We start from the raw sequence: 12,974 nt of genomic DNA on the forward strand, positions 1-12,974 counted from the left end.
GAAGGTGGGAAAGTATGCGTCAAAAAGATGATAAAATAGGAATCTCACTAAATATAAATGAAAACAAAGAGTATATGGAAAAGCGTCTAGGAATGGATGTGTCATTTGACCTTGGATTTAGAGAAGTTATCATATTAAAAAGAAAAGTACATGTCTATTACTTAACGGGTTTATGTGACTCCATAATTATTCAAGATCTTTTGAAAGAATTGGTTAATTTAAACGATCACGAAACCAATAGCAGAAAACTACCTGAAATTGTAGAAAACCGCCTGTTACATCAGCAAGTTGACAGGGCTAAAACGATGGATGAATCAGTGGATCAAATGCTATCAGGTCTTATCGTTGTATTTATCGATGGAGAGAAGTTTTCCTTTATAGTTGATGTTCGTCATTATCCAGGGCGAACACCTGAAGAACCCGATACAGAGCGCGTAATACGGGGATCTAGAGATGGGTACACTGAAAATATTATTGAAAATACGGCCCTTACAAGAAGAAGATTACGGGACGCAAGGTTACGCCATGAAATGCTTAAGGTAGGGGAAAGATCGAAGACAGATGTTTGTTTAAGCTATGTGAAGGATATAGCGGATGAGGGATTAATTCATTTAATTAAGAAAAAGATAGAAGAAATTGAGATAGACGGCATCAGCATGGCGGATAAAACGATAGAAGAGTTCATTATTGAACGTAAATGGAATCCGTACCCGCTCGTTAGGTATACAGAAAGACCAGACGTTGCAGCGAATCATTTATTGGAAGGGCATGTACTCATCCTTGTTGATACATCTCCAAGTGCAATCATTTTGCCAACAACATTCTTCCATCATTTACAACATGCCGAAGAATATAGACAGGCACCAGCAATTGGTACGTTTGTTCGATGGATTCGTTTCTTAGCAATCCTTGCTTCCATGTATCTCTTACCATTATGGCTGCTCTTTGTACTTGACCCCACAATCCTTCCGAAAGCATTAACATTTATTGGACCTAACGAGGAAGGAAACATTCCAATTATGCTACAAATAGTTATGGCGATAATTGGAATAGAATTTCTCCGGATGGCTGCTATTCACACACCGACCCCTTTATCGACATCAATGGGTTTAATTGCGGCAGTATTAATCGGGCAAATTGCTATTGACGTAGGGATGTTTACCCCAGAAGTAATTCTTTATGTTTCCATCAGTGCTATTGGATCTTATGTAACACCAAGTTATGAGTTAAGCGTAGCGAATAAAGTAGTTAATATTCTGTTGGTTATTATTACAGGTTTCTTAGGTGCTGTAGGCTTTGTGATAGGCGTGTCGCTTCATCTCATCTATCTGGTTAATTTAAAATCAATTAAAACCCCTTATTTATGGCCGTTTTTGCCATTCAATCCGAGAGCTATGCTACAGATTATCTTCCGTATACCTGTTCCATATTCGAACAGTAGGCCAAGTATAGTTCATCCTAAAAACAACTACAGGCAGCCGAAGGGTAAAAAATAAAATCACTTCTTATAAAGAGCTGGCATTACTCATGCTGGCTCTTTTCATTTTAGCTTTATTATGATAAAGTTTTTAATTATATTATAACGGAGGACGCTTCATGATCATTGATAGACACCCATTCGCTGTAAATAGTAAAGGACATTTAAAAATTGGTGGAGTAGATGCCATAAGCTTGGCAAACGAATATGGTACACCTTTATATGTGTATGATGTTTCCCTTATTCGTAAAAATGCGCGCTCATTTGTGGATACCTTCAAAGAAATAGGTGTAAAAGCAAAAGTTGCGTATGCTAGTAAAGCATTTTCTTCCATTGCAATGCTTCAAGTTATTAAGCAGGAGGGGCTTTGCCTTGATGTTGTTTCAGAGGGAGAACTTTATACTGCTCTCGAAGCAGGATTTCCAACGGAAAGAATTCACATGCACGGAAATAATAAGAGTAGACAAGAGCTTGAAATGGCTATTGAGCAAAATATCGGATGCATTGTCCTCGATAATTTTTATGAAATAGAAATTCTAGGTGACCTTTTAGAGAAACAAAATAAAGAGATGGATGTATTAATGCGCGTCACACCTGGAGTTGATTCTAAGACGCATCAGTATATTATGACTGGAAACGAAGACTCGAAATTTGGTTTTAATTTAAAAAATGGTCAAGCAGAAGAAGCTTTTAAATTGCTTCAAAAGTACCCTGCTATTCGTTTTAAAGGACTACATTGTCATATTGGATCACAGATCTTTGAAACCGATCGTTTTTTAAGTGCGACTGAGATATTATTTGCCGAGCTGGCTAATTGGAAGAAAAAATATGATTTCATACCAAAAGTTCTGAACTTAGGTGGAGGATTCGGTATTCGTTATACTGCCGATGACAAACCTATTCCATATGAGCAATATGTCTATGCGCTTGTTGAAGAGGTAAGAAGACAAGCTGGATTATTGGAGATCCCTTTACCTGAAATTTGGATGGAACCGGGTCGGGCGATTGTGGGAAACACTGGAGTTACTTTGTATACTGTTGGTTCTATGAAATCAATTCCTGGTGTGAGAGAATATATATCAGTTGACGGGGGTATGACAGATAACATACGACCGGCTCTGTATGGTGCTAAATATGAAGCGATTATAGCAAATAAAGCTGAGCAAGCTCCAGTAAAAAAAGTATCTGTAGCTGGAAAATGTTGTGAGTCTGGAGATATGCTTATCTGGGATTTACCAGTCCCAGAAGTAGAATTTAATGATGTGCTTGCTGTTTTTTCTACCGGTGCTTATGGTTATTCAATGGCAAGTCACTACAATCGATTTGCTAAGCCTGCAGTTGTCTTTGTAGAAAATGGAAATGCAAAGCTTGTAGTTAAAAGAGAGAGCTATCAAGACGTTGTAAAGAATGATTTGTCCTATTTGTAATTACTTTTCAATTAATAGATTAAGTGATAAACTTATCGTGGTTTATTAAATTTAAAGGAGATGTAAGGATGTCTAAAAAAGGATATTTTCTAATGGAAAATGGCAATAAAATTGAATTTGAACTATACCCAAATGAAGCTCCAAAAACTGTAGCTAACTTTGAAAAACTTGTTAATGAAGAATTTTATAATGGCTTAACGTTTCATCGTGTAATTGATGGATTTGTGAGTCAAGGCGGGTGCCCTGTAGGGAATGGTACCGGGTCTGCTGGCTATACTATTGACTGCGAAACTGACAATAACCCGCATAAGCATGTGGAAGGAAGTCTTTCTATGGCACATGCTGGTAAAAATACTGGTAGCTGCCAATTCTTTATTGTTCATGAGCCACAACCACATTTGAATGGAGTGCATACTGTATTTGGACAGGTTACATCTGGTATTGAACATGCGAAAGCGATGAAGAATGGGGATGTAATGAAAGAGGTTAAAGTTTTTTCTGAATAATTTTTTGGCTAAAACCTTACTTAGGAGTTCGAATAAGTGGATATTGATCTCATTATTTTTCTCCTGTTTGTAGCAGCGCCACTGAGTATTTTACTGCACGAAACAGGTCATGCAATAGCAGGTTTTATTTTTAATGCTGAACGTATAAACTTAATAATTGGTCGGGGGAAGAGGTTTATCACTTATTCCTTCGGCAAACTCCACTTTACTCTCCATGTGGTATATTTTATGGGGGGCTATGCTGAGAATGAACGCACAGCGCCTTTTAATCGTTTCGAAAAGTTTATAATTAGTTTCTTCGGACCATTGATGAATATCGTTATTTTTATTTTAGCTTGGGAGTTACAGAGTCACTATACTAGCGAGTATTTACGTTTATTCGCTTTTTTTAATCTCTGGTTGGTAATCATTAACCTGATCCCTTTCACATGGAAAAACAAAAAATCTGATGGTTACAACTTGCTTCTAACCCTTATACAAAAAGGCAACTAGAAATGTACATGTATGCATTTCTTTTAAATTGTTCATGATGGTACATAATAGACAAAACGAAATAGCTGATTTGACAACTGTTGTCTTATCGTGCATAAATATATATATAAACACCATTTAGGTAACTGAAACTCAGGATACAAATCAGCCGTAATGGTTCATAAAAATAACAACAAAATAATGAACAGAGTAAGTCCTCTGAAAGTATTTTGTTAATGAGGGGTATCTATGTTAATTCGTTACAAAAAAAGTCTGGAGAAGATTGCGATGGGTCTTCTATCCTTTATGCCTGATGAAAAGGATGTAAAAAAACTCCAGAACACGATAAAAGAATACGAGACGAATTCTGATTGGCATCTTTTCTTATGGAAAGAAGCTGATGATGTATTGGGAGCTATTGGAGTTAGATTAGAAGAGAATATCAATGCTGTTATTCAGCACATTTCTGTCAATCCATCTCACAGAAACCAGGGAATTGGCAAGAAAATGGTAAACGAAGTTACAAAACTTTATGATGAAAAGTACGCTGTTTGTGCTGCTGAAGAAGTTCAGCAGTTTTACACAAAATGTGATGAGGATATAGACTAATTGACACCATGTAAAAAGCCAGCCTGAGGGCTGGCCTTTTTCTTCTTCTAATAGGGAAATATTTTAGTGTTGCAGAAATGTGTTTCGCTTTAACTTACAACCAAGCAGCACCTACGATAATTAATAGAATAAACAATACTACGATTAACGCGAAACCTCCGCCATAACTGTTACCCATAATGAAATTCCTCCTTTTTCTTCTTAACATAAATGTTTTGTGATAACATTTATCTTACGTTAATAACGTATGTCGGAATGCATCAAGTTGTATGGGCGGATGTTACATTGCTTTTTTATTTTCATTTTCATGAGAGGAAGTATACTTATGAGCCAAGCTTATCAAGTTAAGCTCGATGCATTTGAAGGACCGCTTGATTTGTTGCTACATTTAATTAATAAATATGAAATTGACATAAATGATATACCGGTAGCGCAGATTACTGAACAGTATATGAACTACATACACACAATGCAAAAGCTGGATTTAAATATTGCCAGCGAATACTTAGTAATGGCGGCAACCCTGGTCGCTATTAAAAGCCAGATGCTCCTGCCTAAACAGGAGATAGATGAAGAAGTAGATGAATATATGGAGGATCCTAGAGAAGAACTAATGCAACGATTAATTGAGTATCGTAAATTTAAAGATGCAGCAGAAAAATTAAAAGAAAAAGAAGAAGATGCTAGTCAGTTGTTTACAAGGTCTCCTGTGATTTTTGAAAAACTTACCCAAAATCCACATAAAGTAGTTAAAGGAGATTTAACTATATATGATATGCTTGGCGCTTTAGGAAAAATGATGGAACGAAAGAAATGGAAAGAACCATTAGACACTAAAGTTCAAAGGGCAGAGATACCAATTGAGCAGCGGATGGATGAAGTTATAGAGCTTGTTCGTGAGCGTCGTGAGGGTATCTACTTTGATGAACTATTCTCTTATCGTTCACGAACACATATTGTCGTTACCTTTATGGCATTGTTGGAATTAATGAAGTCTAGGAAAGTGTTTTGTGAACAAGAAAGCCATTTTGATGCTTTACTTGTTCACTATATGGAGGAATAACAGTGGAAATTCAAGAGATAAAAGCAATACTGGAGGGCCTTTTGTTTGCTAGTGGGGATGAAGGGATAACGGTAAAACAGCTAGCAAACATTTTGGAAATCACAGAAGCCTCTGTTCAAACTATACTGGAAGAATTAAAGTATGATTATGAGCATAGAGAACGGGGGATTATGTTGATGCATTCACATGGTGCCTATCACCTTACGACTAAACCTGAACATAGTAAGTTTTATCAAAAGTTTATAGAAACACCTCATTCCACACGTATGTCTCAGGCAGCGTTGGAAACATTGGCCATTATTGCTTATCAGCAACCAATTACTCGTACAGAAATTGAAGAAATTCGTGGTGTGAAAAGTGATCGCCCAGTGCAAACGCTTGTAGCGAGGATGCTGATTGAGGAGGTCGGAAGGAAGGACAGTATTGGACGACCGATTTTGTTTGGCACAAGCAAAGAGTTTCTGACATTTTTCGGTTTAACTTCACTTGAAGATCTTCCCCCGTTACCAGAAGGACAATCTAATAATGAATTTGAAGAGGAAGCAGATTTATTCTTCGAGCGATTTAACGAACAGTTCGATGAAAATGAGCCCTCATGAAAATAGGCTTGCACTACTAAAAACTACACCCTAGAGATGAGATTTAAGGACCTCAACTCTAGGGTTTTACTGTGTTTAATAAATAACCTGAAGTCTAAGTATTTCTTTTTTCACCATTATTACGTAATAGGCATATGTTACATCGAGGTGATGGGATGAATACTACTCAAAACTATTTAAATGAATTACTGGTTTGGGGAGAGGAAGTACAACAAAAAATTGATAGTCTTAACCTTAGTAGTGATGAAAAGGACGACATTAAACAACAACTAAAAAACTGGACAGAAGATGTAAAAGCAAACACCACCCGTGAGCTTACTAGTCATGCTGAGGTGATTACATCATTGCAAGAAGAAGCTCAACGCATTGTCTTTTCTATGAATCAAAATAAAGGTTCTAATAACCAAATTAGCTATGGAAAGCACACGCTTCCTCCGTTACCCTATAATTACAACGCACTTGAACCATATATTAGCGAGGCAATAATGCGACTACATCACGATGTACATCATCAAGCTTATGTAGATGGTCTAAATAAAGCGGAAACTGAATTGTACGTAAAACAACCTGATAAGAGTCTAATAAAGCATTGGCTTCGCGAACAAGCTTTTCATGGTTCTGGGCACAATCTCCATACTATTTTTTGGTTTAATATGACACCTAATTCAGAGAAAAAGCCTTCCGGAGAAATACTAAAGCAAATGGAAAAGGATTTTGGATCATGGAAAAAGTTTAAGACTCTTTTTAGTAATACGGCATCCTCAGTAGAAGGGGACGGGTGGGCCATTTTATATTGGAACCCGAGAAATGGAAAACTTGGTGTACAATCTTTTGAAAAACACCAATTGTTTCAAATAGCGGATATTATTCCATTGCTAGTTTTAGACGTTTGGGAACATGCCTACTATCTGCAATATAAAACAGATAAACAATCATACATTGAAAACTGGTGGAATGTTGTAAACTGGCAAGATGTCAATGATAGGCTCATTAAAGCTAAGAAGGTAAAGTGGGACCTTTATTAAGTTTTAAAACTTTATTTTGAATATACTTTTTTCAAACAAGCAGGTACCTCTCACAGTTAATTTAGTTATAATCTGTAGCAATGTCATAACTGATTTAGACATGCATAGACTATACAGACACTTAATCTGTGGGAGGAAGCCTGCTATGAGATTTATATCTATACTTCTTATTTTTGTAATCATTGGATTAATATACCCAACTACTGGACAAGCAGCACCTGGAGTATCAGCTAATAATGCAATATTAATTGAACAATCTACGGGAAGGATTTTGTTTGAAAAACAGGCACATGAAAAAGAATCTATCGCTAGTATCACGAAAATCATGACTGCAATTATTGCGATAGAATCTGGGAAAATGAACGAAGAAGCTACTACAAGCAGAAAAGCAATACATACAGAAGGATCTTCTATCTACCTGGAGCAAGGGGAGAAGATGCTAGTGGAAGACCTTGTTTATGGGTTAATGTTACGTTCGGGTAACGATGCTGCAGTAGTAATAGGGGAACATGTTGGAGGTAGTGAAGAAGGATTTGTCCATCTTATGAATGAGAAGGCAAAATGGCTTGGCATGACAAATACACATTTTGACAACCCACATGGGCTTGATTCAGATACACATTATTCCACTGCGTATGATATGGCTATTCTTATGCAGTACGCTATGCAAAATGAGCAATTTCAAACAATAACTGGGGCAACAACTTACCTGTCTAAAAGCAGAACTTACAGCTGGCAGAATAAAAATAAACTGCTAACGCAATTCTATGAATACTGTATTGGTGGAAAAACCGGCTATACGAAAAAAACTGGAAGGACACTGGTCAGTTCAGCTGAAAAGAATGGCATGAAGTTAATTGCCGTTACTTTAAATGCACCTGATGATTGGCGTGATCATATAGGTATGTTTGAATGGGGATTTGAAAATTATTCACTAGAAAGTATTGGTGAGAAAGGTAAGTCTGCTTATTCGTTGCCAGATATAGAGGAACCTGTCATTGGCCAGATTATTTCTGGGATAAACTACCCTCTTGCTGAAAAAGAGCGGGAGAAAGTAACCGTTCGAAATTACATTTTAAAACACCCAACAATGGCCGCCAATGATATCATCGGAAAGAAAGTCTATTATTTTGAAGAAAAGCAGATTGGTGAAGTGTTTATTTACAAGGGGAACGAGAAAAGAAACGAGGCCAATCTCCTTAGTGATACGCTAAATATCTTTCAAAACGTCGTAGGATGGCCATAAGATGGTTAATTATATATGGGCAGGTATGGCAATTATCGGGATAATATATGCCATGTTTGCAGGGACAATGGATAAAGTAAATGAAGCCATTTTTCAAAGCTCAAGTGAGGCTGTTACATTATCAATCGGTCTCATTAGTGTACTAGTTTTTTGGCTGGGTATTATGCGTGTTGCAGAAAAGGCAGGAATATTACAAGTACTTGCAAAAATCTTTCGTCCGTTGGTTCGCAGACTATTTCCAGAGATACCGAAGGACCATCCAGCAATGGGATATATCCTATCCAACTTAACAGCAAACCTTTTTGGTTTAGGCAATGCTGCTACACCAATGGGAATTAAGGCTATGGAACAAATGAAGCAATTAAGTGGTACAGATACAGCATCTCGTTCTATGATTACTTTTTTAGCCCTTAATACCTCTAGTCTCACCATTATTCCTACAACCGTAATTGCAATTCGAATGCAGTATAACTCAGTATCACCGACGGAGATTGTAGGTACTACTATTATAGCTACACTTATTTCAACTGCTAGTGCAATTTTGATTGATAGGTTTTACTTTTACCGAAGTATCCGGAGGGGAGAATAAATGGGGATTATAACCTCTGTAAGTGTTTGGCTTATACCGTCCTTTATTTTAACAGTCTTATTAGTGGCGTCTTGGAAGAAAGTACCAGCTTATGAAACGTTTGTAGAGGGAGGGAAAGAGGGTGTTAAAATGGCCTTTTCATTGCTCCCTTTTTTGGTTGGTATGATCGTTTCGATATCCATTCTACGTTCTTCCGGAGCGTTAGAGGCTTTCATCGGGCTAATTACACCGTTTTTAACCCTAATAGGTTTTCCTCCTGATATTTTACCATTAGCTATAGTAAGACCTATTTCCGGTACTGCAGCACTTGGCATGACAACAGAGTTGATTAACACACACGGACCCGACTCTTTCATTGGGAGGCTTGCCTCAACGATGCAAGGGAGCACAGATACAACCCTCTATATATTAACAGTCTATTTTGGGGCGATTGGTATTCGAAAAATGCGTTATGCTGTAAAGGTTGGATTATTAGCAGACGTGGTAGGTGTCATTGCATCGATCATCGTGGTAACGTTAGTGTTCGGTTAATTGTATATCTACTTTAAATTAATGGGAGCACGTCATCGTCAAGGTGACGTGCTTTTTGCATGAAATTCTATGTGAATTTGTATGACATGCCATAAGATCACGTGCTTAAATGCCTGAATGAATCAGAGATACTTTTTGCTCCTACTCTTTTATGGTCGCCACTACCTAAAGCATTTGTTTGAAAATTTATAAGCCTTGATATTGATTTATGTGTTTAAGAATTATTTTTAGTTTATAATATATGGTACAATTGCTTGGGAACGTTTTAACTCACGCCTGCTGGTAGCATGGCGACCGTCATATTATTTTAGGCAAGTAAGTTAACGTTAGAATTACGCCATTAATTAATGGTTCGATAAGAAGGAAATGGTGATATAAATGTCAAACATGAATGAACGTCTTCAGAAGGTTATTGCCCAAAGTGGCCTTACCTCAAGAAGAAAAGCAGAAGGATTAATAACTGAAGGAAAAGTTAAGGTGAATGGCCTTGTCGTAACCGAGCTTGGCACAAAGGTTACGTCGAGTGATACCATTGAAGTTAATGGTGTGCCTTTGGAAAAGGAAGAATTAGTATACTACTTGCTTTATAAGCCTCGCGGCGTTATTTCTAGTGTGAAAGACGATAAAGACAGAAAGGTTGTCACAGACCTGCTTGTAGATATACCAGAGCGCGTTTATCCTGTTGGTAGATTGGATTACGATTCTTCAGGAGTCTTGCTTTTAACAAACGACGGGGAAATCGCTAACATGCTAATGCACCCCAAATATGAGGTTGACAAAGTATATGTTGCAAAATTGAAGGGTATACCGACTAAGACGGATCTGGCTAAGCTTAAAAAAGGTGTGCAATCGGAAAAGGACCTTTTAAAGGCAGTTCAGTATAATGTACTTTCTGTCGATAAGAAAAAGAATTCTATGCGACTTGAACTAACTTTACGTGAAGGAAAGAATCGCCATGTAAGAAGAATGATGGAGGGCTTAGGTTACCCTGTTGAAAAGCTAAAACGGGAATCATACGGTCTTTTAAATCTGGATGGGCTGCAACCAGGCAAATATCGAGCATTAACACCAAAAGAAGTCAAGCAGATGAGAAATTTGGCGTTGAAATTGTAAGATAATAGTCAAAATTAGCTTCCAGGTAAAATGGTATAATAGTAACTTGGAGGAGTGATCTAATTGAGCCTGGATAAAGTAAAAAAAACAAAAAGAAACAAAAAGAGAAATCGCTTTATATTCCGTATAAGTATTCTTGCTATATTGGTCGTTGTACTCATATTTGCATTGGTTTCTAATTTGCAAAAAGATAATACGATTTATAAAGTAGGAGATCAGGCACCTGACTTTATGTTAAATCAGATCAGCCATAATAATGACTTAGAATCCTTTAGACTTAGTGATTACGAGGGTAAAGGTGTCATGTTGAACTTCTGGGGAACTTGGTGCGAACCGTGTAAAAAGGAAATGCCTTATATGGAACAACTGTATCCTGAGTATAAAGAAAAGGGAGTGGAGATCATTGCGATAAGCCTTGATTCTACCAAGTTAGTTGTTAACAGGTTTATTGATGATTATAATGTAACATTTCCAATTCCATATGACGCTTCGGGTGAAGTGAAAGACCTTTATAAAATTGGGCCAATACCAAGTACCTATTTTATAAACCCAGATGGCACAATTGAACATATTGTAAAAGGAGCATTGTCATTGGAGTCCTTAGAAAAACGTTTACAGGATATTCAACCAGATGCATCGTAACAGTGATTAAAAATTGTGAGGGATTTTTATGAAAAAAATTAAGTGTGAATGTGGGCATTTAAACCCAGAGGGTACGATACTCTGCGAAGCTTGTGGGAAGCCAATTGAGGGAAATCAACACATAGATGGCAATGATAAGAAGAATCTACTAAATATGAGGTATGATGGTGCAGCCAGACGCTCCCAAACTCATAATAAAGCTATTGTTGATAAAATATGGAGCTTCTTTTCATCAGTAAAAGTTGGTGTGTGGCTCATTTTTATTGCATTGGTTGCTTCAGCCATTGGCTCGATATTCCCTCAAGAAATATACATACCAGCAGATGCACCGAATAGAGACCCAGATGTCTTTTATCAAGAGAGATATGGAATTTTTGGTCTTATATTTTACCAATTAGGTTTCCATAATCTATATAGCTCATGGTGGTATATGCTATTGATAGGGTTAATAGGGATATCACTTGTCATCGCTAGTCTTGATAGGTTTGTCCCGTTATTTAAGGCTCTTAGACAGCAAAAGGCAAAGCGTCATGAGTCCTTTTTAAGTAGACAGCGATTGTTTAGTGAGACGAAAAATGTGTCAGAGGAAGACTTGAATACATTAAAAAAGAACCTTAAGAAACAGCGTTATAATGTTAAGGACCAAGAAGGATATTTGCTTGCAGAGAAAGGACGATTCTCAAGATGGGGTCCTTACGTAAACCACATTGGGTTAATCATTATACTGCTTGCTGCCATTTTACGTTCAACGCCTTTTTTCTATACGAATGAATATGTATGGGTTAGAGAAGGAGAACAATTAGTAATACCAGGGACAGATGGGGAATATTACATTGAGAACCATGATTTTGTCCTGGAAACATATGATGAAAACGATGAGCGATTCAGTGATGCTATTTCATTAGAGGGTGCTGCTGTTCCTAGTAATTATCAAACAGATGTCACCATTTACAAAGCTGAGGACAACCCTGTACCAGGAGCTGAACCAGAGCTGAATCAGATTGCAGAAGGTTCAATACGAATGAATCACCCTGTGAAATTTGATGGATATTCTGTTTACCAATCTGGATACCAAGCAAACGAATTTGAAAAAATGTCGTTTAAAATTCATGAAGTGAATGATCCTGAAGAAGAAGCTATCGATTCCTTTACGATTAATTTAGCAGACCCGGAATCAGAATATGAATTGGAAAATGGATTCAAGGTGGAATTACGTAATTATTATCCAGATTATTATTTACGGGATGATGGAACCCCTGCCTCCGAAACGAATTATCCAAGGAATCCTGCATTTGTTTTATTTGTATACCCACCAGACAGTGAGACACCTGAGATAAGTTTTCTTGGTATTGGTAAGAATATCGATGCATCTGGTGAGAACCAATATAACGTTGGTATAACAGATTTCCAAATGCGAGATGCAAGTGGGTTAACTGTAAGAAAAGATTACTCTCTTCCATTTTTTGGCGTTGGCGCTGCGATTTTTATGATTGGTGTAATCCAGGGAATGTACTGGCAACATAGAAGGATTTGGGTGAATCCTAAAGACGGTGGTGTATTATTAGCTGCACATACGAATAAGAATTGGTTTGGTGTTAAAAAAGATATTGAAAAAGCAATTTCAGGGACAAGCATTAAAAATGTAACAGATCAACAAGAATTAGATGAATAGTTAA

At 37.1% G+C, this 12,974-nt stretch carries 15 protein-coding genes; 14 read left to right on the top strand and 1 reads right to left on the bottom strand.

What is annotated here, in order from left to right:
• Window positions 1-14: 14 nt before the first annotated feature.
• The 5 genes from BN985_RS11175 (at window position 15) to BN985_RS11195 (ending at window position 4,490) form a co-directional block, all read left to right on the top strand.
• Window positions 15-1,496 carry a spore germination protein gene (locus BN985_RS11175; protein ID WP_042223540.1) on the top strand — a complete coding sequence of 494 codons (1,482 nt, stop codon included), beginning with the start codon at window positions 15-17 and terminating at the stop codon, window positions 1,494-1,496.
• A 100-nt stretch (window positions 1,497-1,596) separates the two neighbouring features.
• Window positions 1,597-2,904 (top strand): diaminopimelate decarboxylase, encoded by a 1,308-nt coding sequence (gene lysA / locus BN985_RS11180; protein ID WP_042223541.1) that lies wholly within the window; start codon window positions 1,597-1,599, stop codon window positions 2,902-2,904.
• 68 nt (window positions 2,905-2,972) lie between these two features.
• A complete protein-coding gene (locus tag BN985_RS11185) occupies window positions 2,973-3,410 on the top strand; it encodes a peptidylprolyl isomerase (protein ID WP_042223542.1) in 438 nt (145 codons plus the stop codon).
• 36 nt (window positions 3,411-3,446) lie between these two features.
• Entirely contained in the window at window positions 3,447-3,902 is a 456-nt protein-coding gene (locus BN985_RS11190) for a M50 family metallopeptidase (RefSeq protein WP_042223543.1), read from the top strand.
• A gap of 228 nt (window positions 3,903-4,130) precedes the next feature.
• Complete coding sequence (locus tag BN985_RS11195; protein WP_042223544.1) at window positions 4,131-4,490, top strand: GNAT family N-acetyltransferase; 360 nt, start codon at window positions 4,131-4,133, stop codon at window positions 4,488-4,490.
• Between the two features lie 94 nt (window positions 4,491-4,584).
• On the opposite strand, the gene BN985_RS11200 is transcribed toward BN985_RS11195, so the two are convergent.
• A complete protein-coding gene (locus tag BN985_RS11200) occupies window positions 4,585-4,668 on the bottom strand; it encodes a YjcZ family sporulation protein (RefSeq protein ID WP_042223545.1) in 84 nt (27 codons plus the stop codon).
• 147 nt (window positions 4,669-4,815) lie between these two features.
• Between BN985_RS11200 and BN985_RS11205 the strand changes: the two genes are divergently transcribed.
• From BN985_RS11205 to resB, 9 genes are all read left to right on the top strand, one after another.
• On the top strand, window positions 4,816-5,553 hold the full coding sequence (locus BN985_RS11205) for a segregation/condensation protein A (protein WP_042223546.1): 738 nt from the start codon (window positions 4,816-4,818) through the stop codon (window positions 5,551-5,553).
• A 2-nt stretch (window positions 5,554-5,555) separates the two neighbouring features.
• Window positions 5,556-6,152, top strand: a complete 597-nt coding sequence (scpB, locus tag BN985_RS11210; protein ID WP_042223547.1) for an SMC-Scp complex subunit ScpB — start codon at window positions 5,556-5,558, stop codon at window positions 6,150-6,152.
• Window positions 6,153-6,307: 155 nt separating this feature from the next.
• The gene (locus BN985_RS11215; RefSeq protein ID WP_042223548.1) at window positions 6,308-7,177 is read left to right on the top strand and encodes a superoxide dismutase; all 870 of its coding nucleotides are present in this window, start codon (window positions 6,308-6,310) and stop codon (window positions 7,175-7,177) included.
• A 145-nt stretch (window positions 7,178-7,322) separates the two neighbouring features.
• On the top strand, window positions 7,323-8,423 hold the full coding sequence (locus BN985_RS11220; RefSeq protein ID WP_042223549.1) for a D-alanyl-D-alanine carboxypeptidase family protein: 1,101 nt from the start codon (window positions 7,323-7,325) through the stop codon (window positions 8,421-8,423).
• A 1-nt stretch (window position 8,424) separates the two neighbouring features.
• The gene (locus BN985_RS11225; RefSeq protein ID WP_042223550.1) at window positions 8,425-9,012 is read left to right on the top strand and encodes a nucleoside recognition domain-containing protein; all 588 of its coding nucleotides are present in this window, start codon (window positions 8,425-8,427) and stop codon (window positions 9,010-9,012) included.
• Complete coding sequence (locus tag BN985_RS11230) at window positions 9,013-9,543, top strand: spore maturation protein (RefSeq protein WP_042223551.1); 531 nt, start codon at window positions 9,013-9,015, stop codon at window positions 9,541-9,543.
• 378 nt (window positions 9,544-9,921) lie between these two features.
• A complete protein-coding gene (locus BN985_RS11235; protein ID WP_042223552.1) occupies window positions 9,922-10,656 on the top strand; it encodes a pseudouridine synthase in 735 nt (244 codons plus the stop codon).
• Window positions 10,657-10,719: 63 nt separating this feature from the next.
• The gene (resA, locus tag BN985_RS11240) at window positions 10,720-11,298 is read left to right on the top strand and encodes a thiol-disulfide oxidoreductase ResA (protein ID WP_042223553.1); all 579 of its coding nucleotides are present in this window, start codon (window positions 10,720-10,722) and stop codon (window positions 11,296-11,298) included.
• 28 nt (window positions 11,299-11,326) lie between these two features.
• Window positions 11,327-12,970, top strand: a complete 1,644-nt coding sequence (resB, locus tag BN985_RS11245; protein ID WP_042223554.1) for a cytochrome c biogenesis protein ResB — start codon at window positions 11,327-11,329, stop codon at window positions 12,968-12,970.
• The last annotated feature ends 4 nt before the right edge of the window (window positions 12,971-12,974 follow it).

Source organism: Oceanobacillus manasiensis, assembly GCF_000724085.1.
Taxonomy (GTDB): domain Bacteria; phylum Bacillota; class Bacilli; order Bacillales; family Amphibacillaceae; genus Oceanobacillus_B; species Oceanobacillus_B manasiensis.

Coding starts and splice junctions, on each gene's coding strand:
- resB (WP_042223554.1), top strand. CDS start 11,327: ATGAAAAAAATTAAGTGTGAATGTGGGCATTTAAACCCAGAGGGTACG.
- BN985_RS11225 (WP_042223550.1), top strand. CDS start 8,425: ATGGTTAATTATATATGGGCAGGTATGGCAATTATCGGGATAATATAT.
- BN985_RS11215 (WP_042223548.1), top strand. CDS start 6,308: ATGAATACTACTCAAAACTATTTAAATGAATTACTGGTTTGGGGAGAG.
- BN985_RS11220 (WP_042223549.1), top strand. CDS start 7,323: ATGAGATTTATATCTATACTTCTTATTTTTGTAATCATTGGATTAATA.
- BN985_RS11200 (WP_042223545.1), bottom strand. CDS start 4,668: ATGGGTAACAGTTATGGCGGAGGTTTCGCGTTAATCGTAGTATTGTTT.
- BN985_RS11185 (WP_042223542.1), top strand. CDS start 2,973: ATGTCTAAAAAAGGATATTTTCTAATGGAAAATGGCAATAAAATTGAA.
- BN985_RS11235 (WP_042223552.1), top strand. CDS start 9,922: ATGTCAAACATGAATGAACGTCTTCAGAAGGTTATTGCCCAAAGTGGC.
- BN985_RS11195 (WP_042223544.1), top strand. CDS start 4,131: ATGTTAATTCGTTACAAAAAAAGTCTGGAGAAGATTGCGATGGGTCTT.
- BN985_RS11205 (WP_042223546.1), top strand. CDS start 4,816: ATGAGCCAAGCTTATCAAGTTAAGCTCGATGCATTTGAAGGACCGCTT.
- BN985_RS11175 (WP_042223540.1), top strand. CDS start 15: ATGCGTCAAAAAGATGATAAAATAGGAATCTCACTAAATATAAATGAA.
- BN985_RS11230 (WP_042223551.1), top strand. CDS start 9,013: ATGGGGATTATAACCTCTGTAAGTGTTTGGCTTATACCGTCCTTTATT.
- lysA (WP_042223541.1), top strand. CDS start 1,597: ATGATCATTGATAGACACCCATTCGCTGTAAATAGTAAAGGACATTTA.